The organism is Amycolatopsis sp. Poz14, from assembly GCF_006704225.1.
Taxonomy (GTDB): Bacteria; Actinomycetota; Actinomycetes; order Mycobacteriales; family Pseudonocardiaceae; genus Amycolatopsis; species Amycolatopsis nivea.
Genome location: NZ_JACLHD010000001.1, coordinates 390299 through 405567, shown reverse-complemented (window position 1 = coordinate 405567; position 15269 = coordinate 390299). Strand labels below are relative to the sequence as shown.

The window sequence follows — 15269 nt, the reverse complement described above, 5'->3', positions numbered from 1 at the left end:
TCGTCGATTGAGGACCGGAACAGTCCGCAATCCTCCCTAACGTCGTCGCCATGACCGAGACCCCGTTCCGGATCCACATCCCGCAGTCCGACCTGGACGACCTCCACCGCCGTCTCGCCGACGCGCGCTGGCCGGATCCCTTCGACGACCCGGCGTGGGAGCTGGGCATTCCGGTGCCCGAAGTCCAGGATCTCGCCGACTACTGGCGCCTGGGCTTCGACTGGCGCGCCCAGGAAGAACGCCTCAACGGCTTCCCCCAGTTCACCACCACCGTCGACGGCGCCAACATCCACTTCCTGCACCTCAAATCCCCCGAACCGAACGCCATCCCGCTCGTCCTCACCCACGGCTGGCCCGGTTCGATCGTCGAATTCCTCGACCTCATCGGCCCCCTCGCCGACCCCCGCGCGTACGGCGGCGACCCGGCCGTGGCGTTCCACGTCGTCGTTCCCTCCGTGCCCGGGTTCGCTTTCTCCGGGCCGACGCCTGACCGCGGCTGGGGACCGGCTCGGACGGCGCGTGCGTGGGCGGAGTTGATGTCCCGCCTCGGATACCAAAGCTTCGGCACTCACGGCGGCGACTGGGGTGCGTTGATCTCCCGCGAACTCGCCGTCCAATTCCCCGAGCGGATCATCGGGGCGCACGTGACGATGCTGCCGTCCGCGGTGGCGCGCAGCGAGGCCGATCTGGAAGGGCTCAGCGGGGCAGAGCTGGCGAAAGGGCAGCGGTCACTGGAGAAAGCGCGGGCCTTCCAGCAAACCGGCGTCGGCTACGCGATGATCCAGTCCACCAAGCCGCAAACGCTTGCCTACGGCCTCACTGACTCCCCGGCCGGGCAGCTGGCCTGGATCGCCGAGAAGTTCCGGGCTTTCTCGAACACCCACCACGACCTGATCGACCGCGACGACCTGCTCGCCAACGTCTCGCTCTACTGGTTCACCCGCACCGCCGCGTCGTCCTCGCGGATCTACGCCTACCAAGACGTCCAGTGGGGCGCACCGCTGCCGAAGTCGACCGTGCCGACCGCCGTCGCGGTGTTCCCGGACGACATCGGGCTTCCGCTGCGGCACCTGGCGGAGCGCACCGACCGGATCGTGCGGTGGACCGAACTTCCGCGCGGCGGGCACTTCCCGGCGCTCGAAGAACCCGACCTGCTGATCGGGGATCTTCGAGCGTTCTTCGCCGCGGAAAGCCCGGAGAGCCCGGAAAGCTAGAGGTACTGCCCGGTTCCGGTGATGCCGTGCCCGTGCCCCTCGCCCGGGTGGCCGCCGGAACCGGACGACCCCGCGGGCAGGCCGCGGCGCATCTGCTCCAGTTGCACCCGCGCGGCCATCTGCTGGGCGAACAGCGCGGTCTGGATGCCGTGGAACAGCCCCTCCAGCCAGCCGACCAGCTGGGCCTGCGCGATCCGCAGTTCGGCGTCCGAGGGGGTTTCGTTGTCGGTGAACGGGCGCACCAGGCGCTCCAGTTCCTCGCGCAGCTCGGGGGCGAGGGCCTCCTCCAGTTCGCGCACCGACGTCTGGTGGATCTCGCGGACCCGGTTGCGGCTGGCGTCGTCCAGCGGCGCGGCGCGGACCTCCTCCAGCAGCTGCTTGATCATGGTCCCGATGCGCATCACCTTGGCCGGTTCCTCGACCAGGTCGCCGACGGACTCGTTTTCCTCGCCCTCGGGTGCCGCCTGCGCGGTGCCGACCGGGACGCCGTCCGGTCCGACGACGACCACGCGCGGCGCGTCCGCGTCCCCGGCTGCGCCCGTTCCCCCGAAGTTCGGCTCGCTCATATGCTCCATCCCCGTCGGTTGGCGGTCCTGACCCGAGCCTAGCGGCCGTTCGGGCAGTTCTGCCCAACCCCGCGGCAACCGCGAAACCGCACGTCCGTACGGTGTCCCCATGGCGTTCGACGTCGCTCGTATCCGTGGGCTCTTCCCCGCGCTTGGCGACGGCTGGATTCACTTCGACGGCGCCGCCGGAATGCTCGTGCCCGAACAGGTCGCTTCGGCCGTTTCGACAGCTATGCGGGCTCCGGTGTCCGGCCCGGGCGGAGCGTTTCCGGCCTCTCAGCGGGCGGAAAGCATCGTCACCGCGGCCCGCCGGGCCGTGGCCGATCTGGTCGGGGCGGACCCGGCTGCCGTCGTGCTCGGCCCGAGCGCGCCGGTCCTGTTGCGCCGTCTCGTCGACGCGCTCGCCGAACGCTGGACGATCGGCGACGAGGTCGTCGTCTCGCGGCTCGACGAAGAGGCCAACATCGCGCCGTGGCGGCGTGCCGCGAAACGCGTCGGCGCGGTCGTGCGCTGGAGCGAGATCGACATCGAGACGTGCGAACTGCCCGCGTGGCAGTACGAGAACCTCGTGTCCGCGCGGACGAAAGCGGTGTCGGTGACGCTGGCGTCCGGGTCCGTCGGGACCCGGCCGGACGTGCCGACGGTGATCGAATTCGCCAAGCGCGTCGGGGCGCTCGTCGTGGTCGACGCGACCTACGCCGCCCCGTTCGTGCCGCTTGACCTGCAAGAACTCGGCGCCGACGTCATGGTCGTCTCCGCTCCTTCCTGGGGTGGCCCGGCGGTCGGTGCGCTCGTGTTCCGCGATCCGGAGCTGCTGGAACGCATCTCGTCGGTGTCGCTCGACCCGGCAGCGACCGGTCCCGCGCGGCTCGAACTCGGCCCGCACGCGTACCCGCTGCTGGCCGGGGTCGTCGCGTCCATCGACTACCTCGCCGGCCTCGACGACGCCGCGACCGGTTCCCGCCGCGAACGGCTCGTGACGTCGCTCGGCTCGGCCAAGTCGTACCACGCGGGCCTGCTCGCGCAGCTGTCCACGGAACTGCGCTCGCTGCGGCACGTGATGGTGATCGGCGACGCGATGCGCCGGATCCCCGCCCTCGCGTTCGCCGTGGCCGGCGCGAAAGCGTCCCAGGTCGCCGAATACCTGGCGTCGCAAGGACTCTGCGCGTTCGCCGACGACGGCACCAGCGGCGTGTTCGCGTCGCTGGGCGTCGGCGAGGTCGGCGGAGCGGTGCGGATCGGACTCGCGCACTACTCCAACGTGTTCGAGATCAACCAGCTGGTGCGGGTGCTCGAAGAACTGCGCTGAGGCGCCGCGTCACGACTTCGCGGCCAGCAGGACCTTCCCGAAGATGCTGCCCTCCTCGAGCATCCGGTGCGCGGACGCGGCCTCGGCCATCGGCACCACATCGCCGACGATCGGCTGCACCGAACCCTGTTCCACCAAGGGCCACAAGCGATTCCGGACATCCGCGACGATCGCGGCTTTCTGGTCGAGCGGACGGGCACGCAGGCCGGCCGCGAACACGCTCGCGCGCTTGCCCAGCAGCTTGCCGATGTTCAGCTCGCCCTTGACCCCGCCCTGCATGCCGATGATGACCAGGCGGCCGTCGACGGCGAGCGCGTCGACGTTGCGGCCAAGGTACTTCGCGCCCATGTTGTCGAGGATGACGTCGGCGCCCTTCGTCTCGGTGCGCAGCACCTCGACGAAGTCCTCTTCCTTGTAGTTGATCGTGAGGTCCGCGCCGAGCTGGCGGCAGCGTTCGAGCCGTTCGGGCGAACCCGCGGTGACCGCGACGGTCGCGCCGAGCGCCTTGCCCACCTGGATCGCGTGCGTGCCGATGCCGCCCGCGCCGCCGTGCACCAGCAGGACCTGGCCCTCGCCGAGACCGGCGTGCATCACGACGTTCGCCCACACCGTGCAGGCCACCTCGGGCATCCCGGCCGCGGCGACCGTCTCGATCTCGGCGGGCACCGGCAGCAGCTGCCCGGCCGGGACCGCGACGCGTTCGGCGTACCCGCCGCCGGCGAGCAGCGCGCACACCTCGTCGCCGACCTGCCAGCCCTCGACGCCCTCGCCGAGTTCGGCGATCGTGCCGGAGCATTCCAGGCCGAGGATGTCGCTCGCCCCGGGCGGCGGCGGGTAGTTGCCTTGCCGCTGCAGCAGGTCGGCGCGGTTGACCGCACTGGCCGTGACGTCCAGCAGCACCTCGCCGGGCCCGGGTTCCGGATCGGGGACCTCGGTCCATTCGAGCACGTCAGGGGCACCGGGTTCGCGGATCGTGATCGCGTGCATGCGCCCGACTGTATCCCGGGTCAGCCGAGATCGTTGGTGCTGAAGGTGTTGCAGCTCGCGGGCTGGCCGGTGCGGTAGCCGGTGGTGAACCACTTCTCGCGCTGCGCCGAGGTGCCGTGCGAGAAGCTCGACTTGTCGACGTGGCCGTTGCCGAGGTTCTTCTGGATGTAGTCGTCGCCGATCCGGGACGCGGTGTCGAGCGCGCGCGAGATGTCGTCCTGGGTGACGTCCTGGACCAGCGGTTTCCCGGAGCTGGTCGGGGTCGTGCTGGCGTGGTTGGCCCAGACGCCCGCGTAGCAGTCGGCCTGCAGTTCCAGCCGGACCGAACCAGACGTCGGCCCGGTGCCGGTGCCGCGCTTGGACGTGCCGGTGAGGTTCTGCACGTGGTGGCCGTATTCGTGGGCCAGCACGTACGCCTCGGTGAACAGCCCGCCCTTCGCGCCGAAGCGGGTCTTCAGCTCGTTGAAGAACGACAGGTCGATGTAGACGTACGAGTCGGCCGGGCAGTAGAACGGGCCGGTGTCCGACGTCGCGCCGCCGCAGCCGGTGCGCACGCCGCCGGTGAAGAAGCGGGTCGTCGCCTTGCGGTAGGTCTGGCCGGAACGGGAGAACTCCTGCGTCCAGTAGTCCTGGATGGAGTTGACGATCGCGACGATCGCGCAGTCGTGGTCGCGGTTCGCGTCGGCGCCGGTCTTGCACTTCTTCGCGAGCGTGCCGGCGTCCAATTGCTGCCCGGACTGGACGTCGCTGAGCCCGATCCCGCCTGCCGCGGGCGAGGTCCCGGTGCTGGGAATGCCGCCGAACTGGGAAAACAGGAAGTAGATGACCAGGCCGACGAGGCCGAGCCCGCCGCCGCCGATGGCCACGCGGCCGCCGATGCCGCCGCCCCCGCCGCTGCCGCGCATGTCCTGGATCTCAGAGGCGTCCAGATCCGCGTTGTCGTCGAATCGCACGCGGAAAGGGTAGCCGCAAACCTGGAAACAAGGCTGGGTGCGGCCCCTGCGCTGGGGGCCGCACCCAGGTACTACCGAGGTTTCGTTGACAGCGGTTGGCCACCGGCCGGGCTGGCGTCCGGCGCTGCCTTCGCGGTGCCGAGGCCGCGAAGAGAAGCAGCGGCATAACGACGCCGGTGCGCGTGGCCGATGCCGGAGCGCACGGGGTGCTCGTGCTGTTCGCAATCGCGACCGAACCGGAACGGGGCCGTGCCGATCGCGGGGACACAGCGGGCGGTCAACCGCGGGAACTACCTGCCATGCCACCACCTGGCCTCTCCCGGGGGGACATCGGGGCCGGCGTGCCCTTCGGCGCGCTCCGGGATCCTCGTCATCCCTCCGCTGTCTCCCGAGGATGCGCTTCTTCGCGCCGAGTCTCAACCTTTTCGTAACCCTCCATTGGGGGAAGTTCGGCCGGAAATTTCACGGCGGGCCGAAGCGGCGGGGCAAAACCGGCCTTCTAGGCTGCCCGATATGAGCGATGACCAGGACGTGCGCTGGCTCGACCCGGCAGAACAGCGCGCCTGGCGGGCCTACATCGTCGCGTCGCTGCGGCTGCGCCAGCGGCTGCACCGCGAACTGTCCGAAAGCCACGGCATCTCGCTCGCCGACTACGAGGTCCTGGTGTGCCTGAACCTGGCCCCGGACCGGTGCACCCGGATGACCGAACTGGCGGCGCAGCTGGGCTCGACGAAGAGCAGACTGTCGCACCAGATCGGCAAACTGGAGGTCGCCGGGCTGGTCACCCGCCGCCCGGACCCGGAAGACAAACGCGGGGTGCTGACGGAGCTGACCGACGCCGGCCAGCGCGTACTGGACAAAGCCGCGCCGACGCACGTGCGCGGCGCCCGCGAGCACCTCGTCGACCTGCTGACGCCCGACGAGCAGACGGCGATGGCCACCGCGTTCACCCGGGTCCTCGAACACCTGGACGACGTCGAAGGACGGCGCGATACCCTGACCTAGAAGGAAGCGTGGCAGAGCGGCCGAATGCAGACGCCTTGAAAGCGTCCGTAGGGAAACCTACCGGGGGTTCAAATCCCTCCGCTTCCGCTTGACGCCTCGAGTGTCCGGCCCCGGATTCCGCGCATCCCGCGGGAGACGGGGCCGTTTTTCTCCGGCAGCCGGTCCAGGGTCCGCGCGGGTACCCTGACCGTGCTGTGCGCCGGGTTCCCGTGGAGTCTTCCGTCATTCGCGACGTCGGCTACGACGCCGCGAAGTCGGTGCTGGAAATCGGGTTCCGCAACGGCAGCGTCTACCGCTACCACCTCGTGCCCGCGCGGGTGCATCGCGAGCTGATGGCCGCCGAGAGCCCGGGGCGCTACCTCAACCAGGAGATCAAGCCGAGGTTTCCCGGGCAAGAGGCGGAGTGATTGCGGCGTCAGGCTTTCTTGGCCTCGCGCTGGGCGATCCGCGCCTGGACCTCCGGGCGGCGCAGCGGCGGCACGGTCGCGGGCGGCTGGCGGCGCTGCGGGAGTTCCTCCAGCAGCCGCGCGGTGATCTGGGCGATTTCGGCGACCGCCGCTTCGAACGGTTCGCGCGTCGCGTCCGAAAGGGACTGCACCCCGGTCACTTTGCGCACGTACTGGCGTGCCGCGGCTTCGATCTCGTCCGTGGTGGCGGCGGGCTGCAGGCCGCGGAGCGTCGTGATGTTTCGGCACATGCGCTTCAGGGTACGTCTCTGCGGCTGACCGCATCACACTCTAGGGCCAACCTCGTTGACGGGGTCCGAGATCGCCCGGCAACCTTGATGAAGTGCCCCTCAGACCGCGTGCTCCCCGGCTCAGCCGCCCCGTCCCGGAAGTTCCCGCCGACACCCCGATTCCCGAGCAGGCCTGGCACCGCGTTCCCGCCGACGAACTGGTCACGCTCGTTTCCGTTGTCCTGATGGCACAAGGCTTTCCCGAAGAGCGTGCGCGTCCGGCCGCGGAAGCGTTGTGCCACGGCGATCTCACCGGCGCGCCGGAAACGGGCGTCGGGGAGTTGACGCGGGTGCATCTGCCCGCGATCGAAAACGGATTGGTCAGTCCTGGTGCTCAGCCGTTGCTGATCGCCGATCGTGGGGCCGCGGCGCTCATTGATTACCGGCGGGCGTCCGGGCTTTGGGCGGTGGGTGACGCGATGGATCGGGCCGTGCAGCGGGCCGGGCGGTTCGGGGTCGGGCTGCTGTCGGTGCGTGGGGTCGGGCCGTTCGGGCGCGTTGGGCATCATGCTGCTCGAGCGTTGCCGCACGGGATGATCGGGATTGTGATGGCTGCCGGGGGGTATGCGGATCAGCCGGTGCATCCGTTGGGGATGGCGGCTCCTGCGGGGGCTTATCCGGAGTTCGTGTTCGATATCGATCTTGCTGATGCTGCTCGGAATCCGCAGTTCGCTGGGTTCGCTCTGATGGTGGATGTGCTGGCCGGGGTGTTGTCCGGGGTTGCTGATCATGAGCATGACACTGGGTTGCTGGTGCTGGCGATCGCGCCTACGACGTTGCGTAGTGCGGACGGGTTTTATCGGGCGGCCAGTGCGGTGTTCGGGAGCATGCTCGGGTGGGAAGGGGGTGCGCCGGTGCGGTATCCGGGGTGGCGGGAGGCTCAGTATTTGGAGCAGTGCCGGGCGTTGGGGGTGCCGTTGCCTGGGGCGGTGCGGAGGCAGCTGGATTCGTTGGCGTTGAAGTTGGGGAGGGCGCCGTTGTCTACGGTGGGGTGAGTCTGCGGCTCGTCGCCTGGCGGCGACATTGCGCGCGTGGTTGCGTGGGGCACCCCGAAGCTTGATTGTGCTGACGGTCTGGGGGTGCTTGTCAAGGCGGGAAAGATGCCTTGACAAGCACCCCCAGACCGCAGGGGAGCTTCGTATCGGGGTGCGGGGGAGGGCTGGGTGCCTCGCTCGTTTGGTGTGCTCGCTGCGGTTTGCTTAGTGTTCCAGGGAGACTCGGGCGTTTTCGGTTCCGACTGTTACTACGTCGCCGTCTGCTAGTTGGCGGCCTCGGCGGGTTTCTACTTCGCCGTTGACCGTTACTTCTTCTGCGTCGATCAGGTCTTTTGCGTGCGAGCCGTTGTCCGCGAGGTCGGCCAGTTTCAGGAATTGGCCCAGCCGGATCGGCTCTCCGGTGATCGGGACGTCGCGCGTGCTCATGGGACGCATCATGTCACGGCATCGTCGTCGCTCGGTTGTACAGATCGGCGATCTGGTCGTCGAAGTAGCTCGAGTACGAGATGTCGTCGGTGTAGCCGCCTGCTTCGTAGCCGCCGATCACGCCTACTACGGTGCCCGTTTTCGTGTCGGGGGACGGGTCGGCTACCAAGGGGCTGCCGCTCGTGCCGGTGGCGAAGCCTGGGCAGTCGACTCTGATCTGGTGTTCGTCTTGCTGCTGGGTGTGTGTTTCGCAGGTGGCGACCTCGTCGACGCCGTCCGGGTAGCCGGCGACCGTCACGGGGCGCGCGAAGGGGCCGTTCGTGCCTAGTTGGTTGGCTCCCGTTACCGCTTCCAAGGGCTCGGGGGAACCGTCTTGGCGGGCGGTTGCGAAACCGACATCGAGGTTGGGATCGGACGAGTCGATCCAGCTCTGTGCGACCAGTTCGTTCCCGACCTGCCAGTATCCGTAGGGCGCGACGCCGTCGTGGAAACCCGGGGCGAAGGTGACATTCGCCAGGTAACCGCCGCCTTCGCCGTCGTGGAGGCAGTGTGCGGCGGTGAGCAGTTCGTCGCCTCGGGGGCTGTGCACGACGCTCGCGGTGCAGTAATGCGAGCCGTCGACGAACAGTGCGCCGATGGACGCTTGGATCGGCTTCGCCGGGGTCGACGGGGCGACCGCTGGTTCCGCTGCGTGCTCAGCACAAGCCACGATGGTCCCGCTCGCACTCATTACTGCGAACAGCCCGATCACCGTGCGCCGCATGCCACCTCCAGTACTGGTCCTCGTCACTAGTATCAGAGAACGCGGTGAGACCAGGGTGGGGAGACGATGAAGGACTTCTCGAACAAAGTCGCAGTGATCACCGGAGCGGGCTCGGGCATCGGGCGGGCGCTGGCGCTCGAACTCGCGTTGCACGGCGCGCTTCTCGAACTGTCCGATGTCGACGCCGAAGGGCTCGACGGCACCGTGCGCGAAGCCCGTGAACGCGGGGCCGAGGTGCGCGGGCATTCCCTCGACGTGGCCGACCGGGCCGCGGTTCTCGCCCATGCCGAGGACGTCGCACGGGAGCACGGCCGGGTCAACCTTGTCGTCAACAATGCGGGCGTGGCGCTCGGCGCGACGGTCGAGGACATGACGTTCGAGGATTTCGACTGGCTGCTCGGAGTCAACCTCGGCGGCGTCGTCAACGGCACGAAGGCATTCCTGCCGCACCTCATCGACTCCGGCGACGGGTACGTCGTCAATATCTCCAGCGTGTTCGGATTCGTCGGAGTGCCTACGCAGAGTGCCTACAACGCGGCGAAGTTCGCCGTTCGCGGATTCACCGAGTCGCTGCGCGAAGAAATGCTCGCGGCGCGGCATCCGGTCGGCGTCAGCTGCGTGCACCCGGGCGGGATCAAGACCAACATCGCCCGCAACGCGCGCGGCGGAGCAGCCGGCGACCAAGCCAAAGCGGCGGCCGGATTCGAGAAAATCGCCCTTACCACACCGAAGAAAGCGGCCGAGACCATCCTGCGCGGCGTACGCAGGCGGTCCGCGCGGATCCTCATCGGACCGGACGCGTACGTGATCGACGCGATCCCGCGCGTCCTCGGTTCGGCATACCAGCGTCCGCTCGCGGTTTTGGCGCGCCAGGGACTCAAACGCATCGAGCGGAACGGATAACTCGTCGCGACTGTCCGCATTCTTGATCACCCGATGGAGTTGCATTTTCACCGAAACCCTCGGGAATGTCGCAGAATGCTGCCAGTCCAGTCGTGTGTCCGCACCCCGGAGGTAGCCCTCGATGCTGCGCCTTGCCGAGCGCCGATTGGCCGCGCCCGCCGACCGCGCCGCCGGGGAACTGGTCGACCGCACCGGCATCATCGCCGCGAGCCTGCCGCGCGGGCCCCGGCTGCCGGACGAGGCCGCGCCGGAGACGAGCTGCGAATCGACCCAGGAGATCCCGGTGATCGCCGGGTGCGCGCCCGCGGAGGAACGCCCGCGCGCAGTCGCGTCGCGGCGCCGCGCCCGGGTGTGGGTCGGCGCCGGGCTGGCCGTGATCCTGGTCGGACTCGGCTGGCTGGCTGGAGGGTTCTTCACCGGTGCGCTGCCCGGGCAGCCCGCGGATGACGCCGTCGTGCAGGCTGAACAGCGTGTTCCGATCGCGGAGCAGCAGATTCCCGTGCCTTCGACGATCACGCCGCCGGTGACGCAGACCGCGCCGCCGGTCACGGTGTACGTCCCGGTGCCCTCACACGACACCCCGGTGCGGCGGCACAACCCGGTCCGCTCGACCACGCCGCGCGCGACGTCGGCTCCGGATTCTTCGGAGCAGGCCGATCCGCGCGCGGACCTCGCGACGCCCGCGCCGAGCAAGACCCCGGCGCGGACGGGCATCGACCAGTTCCTCGACTGGAAACCGTGGCTCGACGCGGCGCAGCGGATGGCTGGCGGTCGCTGAGAAATCAGCGAGCGGACGCTGGCTGGGGTTGACGGCTGCTGCAAGAGCATGGGCTGCTGACTGCGGTTGCTCGGCGGGTTGAGGTCGGCGGGCGGGCTGGCTGTGGTTGCCGGGCGGGCTGAGGTCGGCAGACGGGCTGGCTGTGGTTGCCGGGTGAGCTGAGGTCGGCGAGCAGGCTGGCTGCGGTTGCCGGGCGGGCAGAGATCAGCAAGCGGGTTGACTGCGGTTGCCAGGTGAGCCGAGATCAGGAAGCGGGCTGGCTGCGGTTGTCGGGTGGCTGAGGTCGGCAGGCGCGCTGGTTGTGGTTGCTGGGCGGGGTGAGGTTGGCGAGCGGGCTGGCTGCGGTTGCCGGGGGAGTCGAGACCAGCAGCGGGTTGGCTGTGGTTGTCGGGTGGGCCGAGGTCGGCAAGCGGGCTGGCTGCGGTTGTCCGGTCAGCTGATTCGTTGCTGACTTGCGGGCCCGCCGGAGTAAGCCGCGACCCCTCGGCGGTCGGCAGGCGTGCGTTGGTTGCGAGGGCAGCCGCGGGGCGTCGGGGGTCAGCCGATCCAGTCGTATTCGTGTTCTGGGCGTCCGGTCGCGCCGTAGCGAAGGCGCATTTCCACTGCTCCCGACTCTGCCAGCGCCGTCAAATAGCGCTGCGCGGTGGCACGGGCCATGCCGAGTTCGCGGGCTACTTCGGCGGCCGAGAGCGGGGTCGGCGAACCGCGCAGGCGCTCTGACACCAGGCGGGCCGTCGCGCTTGACTGGCCCTTTGGCGTCGCCGCGCGGTCCTGGTCGTGGAGGGCTCGGAAGGCGCGGTCCACGTCGTCTTGGGACAGTGAGCGTTCGGTCGTGACCAGGCCGCGGTATCGGGCGTACGAGGTGAGGCGTTCCGACAACTGGCGCGTCGTGAACGGTTTGATCAGGTAGTTCAGGGCCCCCGCGCGGATCGCGGCGGAGATGGACGCGGCGTCGGTGGCGGCGGACAGCACGATGGTGTCCGTTTTCAGGTCGGGCAGGACGGAAAGGCCGGGCTCGTCCGGCAGGTAGACGTCCAGCAGCACCAGGTCCGGGGCCAGTTCGCGTACGCGGGCGCGGGCTTCGGCGGCGGTGTGCGCGACCCCGGCGACGGTGAAGCCCGGTACCTCCGACACGAATCCCGCGTGCACGCCGGCGACGCGGAAATCGTCGTCCACGATCAGGGTGCGGATCATGCGTCGGTCTCCTCGGGTCGGTCCAGCAGGCCGGGAAGTTTGGCGACGAACAACGCGCCGGTCGTCGCGCCGCCGGGGTCGGCGAGCCATACGTCGCCGTCGCGGGCCCGGGCGGCTTGGCGGGCCAAGGCCAGTCCGAGGCCGTGTCCGGGACTGAGCTTTGTGGACACTCCCTCGTCGAAAAGCTTGTCCCTTAACGCATCGTCGATGCCCGGCCCGCTGTCCACAACGGACACGTGCAAAGTGGAGCCATCGGCGAGCAGGCCGACCTCGACCCACGCGGGGCGGCGCGGACCCATGCGGGCGGCGTGCAAGGCGTTGTCGACCAGGTTGCCGATCACGGTTCCCGCGGCGATCGGGTCGGTCACCGAGGCAGGGACCCAGGCGTCGTCGGCCAGCCGCAGTTCCATGCCTTTTTCCTGCGCCTGCTCGGTTTTCGCGACCAGCAAGGCTTGCAGGTACGGATCGGTCACCCGGTCGTCGAGCGGTTCCGCGCGCGAGGCGGTGGTTTCGGTGAGGGTTTGCAGGTATTCCTCGGCTTCGGCGTGGTGGCCTAGCTGCAGCAGACCGGACAGCGTGTGCAGGCGGTTCGCGAACTCGTGCCGCTGCGCGCGGAGGCCGTCGGACAGCGAGCGGATGCCGTCGAGTTCTCGGGTGAGGGTGTCGAGGTCGGTGCGGTCGCGGAAGGTCAGGACGGTGCCCAGCGCGCGTTCATCCCGTTGCACGGCACGGGAATTGATCACCAGGACCCGGTTTCCGGCTACCGCCAGGAGGTTGTCCACGGGCCGTCCTTCGGCGACGGCTTTGTGCACTCGCGGGGACAGGTCCAGGTCCTCCAGCGGTGCGCCGACGGGGAGCGGGGTGCCGAGGAGCCGTTCGGCTTCGTCGTTGCGGACGGTCACCCGGTGTTCCGCGTCGACGGCCAGCACGCCTTCGCCGATGCCGTGCAGGACGGCTTCGTGTTCGTAGAGCAGCTCGGTCAGTTCGTGGGGTTCGAGGCCGTGGGTGACGCGGCGCAGACGGCGGTTGAGCAGGGCCGATGCACCCGCGCCGAGCAGCAGTGCTCCTCCACCGAAGACCAGGGTCAGGGAAAGAAGGTCGTTGAACGCACCGGTCAATTCGGTGATGTCGAAACCGACGCTCACCTCCCCGACGACCCGTGAGCCTTGCCAGATCGGGGTTTTGCTGCGCACCGACACCCCCAGCGTGCCCAGCTGGACGGCGCTGACGACGTCCTTGCCCGCGAGCGCTTCCTCCGCCGACGTGCTCACCCGCTGGCCGATCTCGCGCGGGGTCGGATGCGCGAGCCGGATCGCGTGGTCATCGGTGATGACCACGAACAACACGTCGGTCGCCTTGGTGACCGCTTGCACGCGTTCCTCGAGCGGCCCGCCGCGCTGCCGTGCGGCCGCCCCCGCGACCACCACGGGGTCGGCGGCCACCGACTTCGCGATCGCCAGCGCGCGTTCGCCGTATTGTCTCGACAGCGTCGATCGCAGGAGCGAGCTGACCAGCGCGACGCCGAGGCCCACGACGAGGACCACCACGCCGATCTGCAACAGCAGCACCTGACGGGTGAACCGCATCCGCGGAAAGAGCGCCCACTTCGGCATGTCAGGGAACATACCCCCAGCTCAGCGCTGTGCGCTAAACGAGCAAAACGTGGAGAACGCGCAGAGCGCACGCAGAACGTCGACAAGCTTCTCCGCCGAGAAACCCGAACTTAACCTGCCTCGAGCGAGTCCCCACCGTGACGAAGGAGTCACCTCGATGGCCCCACTCATCGAACTGATCGGCGCCACCAAAAGGTTCCCGAGCGGATCAGGTTCTGTCCACACCGCTGTCCGCGAGCTGACCATGACCGTCGAACCGGGGGAGTTCGTCGCCGTGGTCGGGCCGACCGGGTGCGGTAAATCCACCACGTTGTCCCTGGTCTCCGGGTTGCAGCCGCCGTCGGCGGGCCGGGTCGTCGTGCACGGTTCCGACGTGAAGTCCATTCCGGACGGCGTCGGCTACATGTTCCAGACCGACGCGGTGATGCCGTGGCGTTCGGTGCTGGACAACGTCGCGTCCGGGCCGCGGTTCCGCGGTGCGTCCAAAGAGGACGCTCGGAAGAAGGCCGCCGACTGGGTCGGCCGCGTCGGGCTGGCCGGGTTCGAGAAGTATTACCCGCACCAGCTTTCCGGCGGGATGCGCAAGCGCGTCGCGTTGGCGCAGACGCTGGTCACCGAGCCGAAAATCCTGCTGATGGACGAGCCGTTCTCCGCGCTCGACGTCCAGACTCGCGCGTTGATGCAGGACGAGTTGCTCCGGCTGTGGTCCGGTACCGGAGCCGCGGTGATCTTCGTGACGCACGACCTCGACGAGGCGATCGCGTTGGCGGACAAGGTGGTCGTGCTGACCACGAGCCCGGCGACGGTCAAGGACGTCTTCGAGATTCCGCTGGAGCGGCCGCGCAAGGTGGAAGACCTGCGGCTGACCGAGGAATTCCGCAAGCTCTACTCCGATATCTGGGAATCGCTGCGCGGCGAGGTCGACAAGGCCCGCCAGAAGGGAGCGACCGGTGTCGCTTGAGACTCAGACCGCGCCGGCGCCGGTCTTCGAAACCGAACAAGACATTCTCTCCCGGGCGAAGCGCTCCGCCGGTCGGCACAAGCGCAACGTCTGGCTGCTGCGGCTGGCGATTCTCGTTGCCTGGCTGGGACTGTGGGAGATCGCGGGCCGGTTCTGGATCGACCCGTTCTTCTATTCGATGCCGTCGAAGATCTGGGAACGGCTCACCGAATGGTTCACGACCGGAACCGACTTCGGGACCATTTGGTACCAGATCCTGGTGACCGTCGAGGAAGCCGTGATCGGGTTCGTGCTCGGCGCGGTCGCGGGCGTGATCTGCGGCGTCATTCTCGGTCGCAGCGCGTATCTCGCCGAGGTGCTGGCCCCGTTCATCAAGGCAGCCAACGCGATGCCGCGCATCGTGCTCGCCGCGCTGTTCGTGATCTGGTTCGGGCTCGGGCTGTCCTCGAAGGTCGCGACGGTGTTCGTGCTCGTGTTCTTCGCGGTGTTCTTCAACGCCTTCACCGGTGCCCGCGAGGTGGACCGGAATCTGATCGACAACGCCCGCATTCTCGGTGCGACGCGGTGGCAGGTGCTGCAATCGATCGTGCTGCCCAGTGCGACGTCGTGGATTCTTTCGTCGCTGCACGTCGCGTTCGGCTTCGCGCTGATCGGTGCGGTCGTCGGTGAGTACACCGGTGCCAAGGCGGGCATGGGCTTCCTGATCGCCAACGCGCAGGGCACGTTCGACACCGCCGGGGTTTACGCCGGGATGATCGTGATCATGGTCGTCGCGCTGTTCGCGGAATGGCTGATCAGTTCGGCCGAGCGCAAACTGCTGCGTTGGCGTCCGCAGGTTTCGGCCCAGGCGAGCCAGGGGATCTGAC

17 protein-coding genes and 1 tRNA gene are annotated in these 15269 nt (G+C 68.8%); 10 read left to right on the top strand and 8 right to left on the bottom strand.

Translation table 11 applies throughout. The features are described from left to right. Positions 1-50 precede the first annotated feature (50 nt). On the top strand, positions 51-1214 hold the full coding sequence (locus tag FKO37_RS02135) for an epoxide hydrolase family protein (RefSeq protein ID WP_238603590.1): 1164 nt from the start codon (positions 51-53) through the stop codon (positions 1212-1214). Here FKO37_RS02135 and FKO37_RS02130 read toward each other — a convergent pair. Then, positions 1211-1789 (bottom strand): bacterial proteasome activator family protein, encoded by a 579-nt coding sequence (locus FKO37_RS02130; RefSeq protein ID WP_037807169.1) that lies wholly within the window; start codon positions 1787-1789, stop codon positions 1211-1213. The two genes, FKO37_RS02135 and FKO37_RS02130, sit on opposite strands and share 4 nt — an antisense overlap. A gap of 100 nt (positions 1790-1889) precedes the next feature. Between FKO37_RS02130 and FKO37_RS02125 the strand changes: the two genes are divergently transcribed. After that, a complete protein-coding gene (locus FKO37_RS02125; RefSeq protein WP_238603589.1) occupies positions 1890-3089 on the top strand; it encodes a cysteine desulfurase-like protein in 1200 nt (399 codons plus the stop codon). 9 nt (positions 3090-3098) lie between these two features. On the opposite strand, the gene FKO37_RS02120 is transcribed toward FKO37_RS02125, so the two are convergent. Together FKO37_RS02120 and FKO37_RS02115 are read right to left on the bottom strand one after the other, a co-directional pair. Next, complete coding sequence (locus tag FKO37_RS02120; protein ID WP_238603588.1) at positions 3099-4076, bottom strand: NAD(P)H-quinone oxidoreductase; 978 nt, start codon at positions 4074-4076, stop codon at positions 3099-3101. Between the two features lie 20 nt (positions 4077-4096). Further along, complete coding sequence (locus tag FKO37_RS02115) at positions 4097-5029, bottom strand: neutral zinc metallopeptidase (RefSeq protein WP_043837760.1); 933 nt, start codon at positions 5027-5029, stop codon at positions 4097-4099. A 513-nt stretch (positions 5030-5542) separates the two neighbouring features. Between FKO37_RS02115 and FKO37_RS02110 the strand changes: the two genes are divergently transcribed. The 3 genes from FKO37_RS02110 to FKO37_RS02100 all read left to right on the top strand — a co-directional run bounded on the left by FKO37_RS02110 (position 5543) and on the right by FKO37_RS02100 (position 6441). Continuing rightward, the gene (locus tag FKO37_RS02110; RefSeq protein ID WP_107050862.1) at positions 5543-6034 is read left to right on the top strand and encodes a MarR family winged helix-turn-helix transcriptional regulator; all 492 of its coding nucleotides are present in this window, start codon (positions 5543-5545) and stop codon (positions 6032-6034) included. 2 nt (positions 6035-6036) lie between these two features. Further along, positions 6037-6121 (top strand) — tRNA-Ser (locus FKO37_RS02105). 122 nt (positions 6122-6243) lie between these two features. After that, positions 6244-6441, top strand: a complete 198-nt coding sequence (locus tag FKO37_RS02100) for a KTSC domain-containing protein (protein WP_200864486.1) — start codon at positions 6244-6246, stop codon at positions 6439-6441. A gap of 8 nt (positions 6442-6449) precedes the next feature. Here FKO37_RS02100 and FKO37_RS02095 read toward each other — a convergent pair whose 3' ends face one another. After that, positions 6450-6731, bottom strand: coding sequence for a DUF2277 domain-containing protein (locus tag FKO37_RS02095; protein WP_037807183.1), 282 nt, complete (start codon positions 6729-6731; stop codon positions 6450-6452). Between the two features lie 92 nt (positions 6732-6823). Here FKO37_RS02095 and FKO37_RS02090 point away from each other — a divergent pair, with 92 nt between their 5' ends. Continuing rightward, positions 6824-7765, top strand: a complete 942-nt coding sequence (locus FKO37_RS02090) for an Ldh family oxidoreductase (RefSeq protein WP_037807185.1) — start codon at positions 6824-6826, stop codon at positions 7763-7765. A gap of 204 nt (positions 7766-7969) precedes the next feature. Here FKO37_RS02090 and FKO37_RS02085 read toward each other — a convergent pair whose 3' ends face one another. Both FKO37_RS02085 and FKO37_RS02080 read right to left on the bottom strand, forming a co-directional pair. Then, positions 7970-8191, bottom strand: coding sequence for an RNA-binding S4 domain-containing protein (locus tag FKO37_RS02085; RefSeq protein ID WP_037807659.1), 222 nt, complete (start codon positions 8189-8191; stop codon positions 7970-7972). 13 nt (positions 8192-8204) lie between these two features. Beyond that, positions 8205-8954, bottom strand: a complete 750-nt coding sequence (locus FKO37_RS02080) for a serine protease (protein ID WP_238603587.1) — start codon at positions 8952-8954, stop codon at positions 8205-8207. 66 nt (positions 8955-9020) lie between these two features. Between FKO37_RS02080 and FKO37_RS02075 the strand changes: the two genes are divergently transcribed. Both FKO37_RS02075 and FKO37_RS02070 read left to right on the top strand, forming a co-directional pair. Next, complete coding sequence (locus tag FKO37_RS02075; protein WP_134664079.1) at positions 9021-9857, top strand: SDR family oxidoreductase; 837 nt, start codon at positions 9021-9023, stop codon at positions 9855-9857. Positions 9858-9978: 121 nt separating this feature from the next. Further along, complete coding sequence (locus tag FKO37_RS02070) at positions 9979-10635, top strand: hypothetical protein (protein ID WP_238603586.1); 657 nt, start codon at positions 9979-9981, stop codon at positions 10633-10635. A gap of 537 nt (positions 10636-11172) precedes the next feature. Here FKO37_RS02070 and FKO37_RS02065 read toward each other — a convergent pair. Together FKO37_RS02065 and FKO37_RS02060 are read right to left on the bottom strand one after the other, a co-directional pair. Further along, entirely contained in the window at positions 11173-11829 is a 657-nt protein-coding gene (locus FKO37_RS02065; protein WP_238603585.1) for a response regulator, read from the bottom strand. Further along, positions 11826-13415, bottom strand: coding sequence for a sensor histidine kinase (locus FKO37_RS02060; protein ID WP_238608208.1), 1590 nt, complete (start codon positions 13413-13415; stop codon positions 11826-11828). The genes FKO37_RS02065 and FKO37_RS02060 overlap by 4 nt, the downstream gene beginning before the upstream one ends. Positions 13416-13599: 184 nt before the next feature. Between FKO37_RS02060 and FKO37_RS02055 the strand changes: the two genes are divergently transcribed. Together FKO37_RS02055 and FKO37_RS02050 are read left to right on the top strand one after the other, a co-directional pair. Further along, on the top strand, positions 13600-14403 hold the full coding sequence (locus tag FKO37_RS02055) for an ABC transporter ATP-binding protein (protein WP_067583710.1): 804 nt from the start codon (positions 13600-13602) through the stop codon (positions 14401-14403). Beyond that, positions 14393-15268 (top strand): ABC transporter permease, encoded by an 876-nt coding sequence (locus FKO37_RS02050; protein WP_134664074.1) that lies wholly within the window; start codon positions 14393-14395, stop codon positions 15266-15268. Before FKO37_RS02055 ends, FKO37_RS02050 begins: the two co-directional genes overlap by 11 nt. Position 15269: the final 1 nt, after the last annotated feature.

Excerpts from the sequence above, each read along its gene's own strand:
- FKO37_RS02135 (WP_238603590.1), top strand. The coding sequence starts at position 51 with ATGACCGAGACCCCGTTCCGGATCCACATCCCGCAGTCCGACCTGGAC.
- FKO37_RS02130 (WP_037807169.1), bottom strand. The coding sequence starts at position 1,789 with ATGGAGCATATGAGCGAGCCGAACTTCGGGGGAACGGGCGCAGCCGGG.
- FKO37_RS02125 (WP_238603589.1), top strand. The coding sequence starts at position 1,890 with ATGGCGTTCGACGTCGCTCGTATCCGTGGGCTCTTCCCCGCGCTTGGC.
- FKO37_RS02120 (WP_238603588.1), bottom strand. The coding sequence starts at position 4,076 with ATGCACGCGATCACGATCCGCGAACCCGGTGCCCCTGACGTGCTCGAA.
- FKO37_RS02110 (WP_107050862.1), top strand. The coding sequence starts at position 5,543 with ATGAGCGATGACCAGGACGTGCGCTGGCTCGACCCGGCAGAACAGCGC.
- FKO37_RS02095 (WP_037807183.1), bottom strand. The coding sequence starts at position 6,731 with ATGTGCCGAAACATCACGACGCTCCGCGGCCTGCAGCCCGCCGCCACC.
- FKO37_RS02085 (WP_037807659.1), bottom strand. The coding sequence starts at position 8,191 with ATGAGCACGCGCGACGTCCCGATCACCGGAGAGCCGATCCGGCTGGGC.
- FKO37_RS02080 (WP_238603587.1), bottom strand. The coding sequence starts at position 8,954 with ATGCGGCGCACGGTGATCGGGCTGTTCGCAGTAATGAGTGCGAGCGGG.
- FKO37_RS02075 (WP_134664079.1), top strand. The coding sequence starts at position 9,021 with ATGAAGGACTTCTCGAACAAAGTCGCAGTGATCACCGGAGCGGGCTCG.
- FKO37_RS02070 (WP_238603586.1), top strand. The coding sequence starts at position 9,979 with ATGCTGCGCCTTGCCGAGCGCCGATTGGCCGCGCCCGCCGACCGCGCC.
- FKO37_RS02065 (WP_238603585.1), bottom strand. The coding sequence starts at position 11,829 with ATGATCCGCACCCTGATCGTGGACGACGATTTCCGCGTCGCCGGCGTG.
- FKO37_RS02060 (WP_238608208.1), bottom strand. The coding sequence starts at position 13,415 with ATGCGGTTCACCCGTCAGGTGCTGCTGTTGCAGATCGGCGTGGTGGTC.
- FKO37_RS02055 (WP_067583710.1), top strand. The coding sequence starts at position 13,600 with ATGGCCCCACTCATCGAACTGATCGGCGCCACCAAAAGGTTCCCGAGC.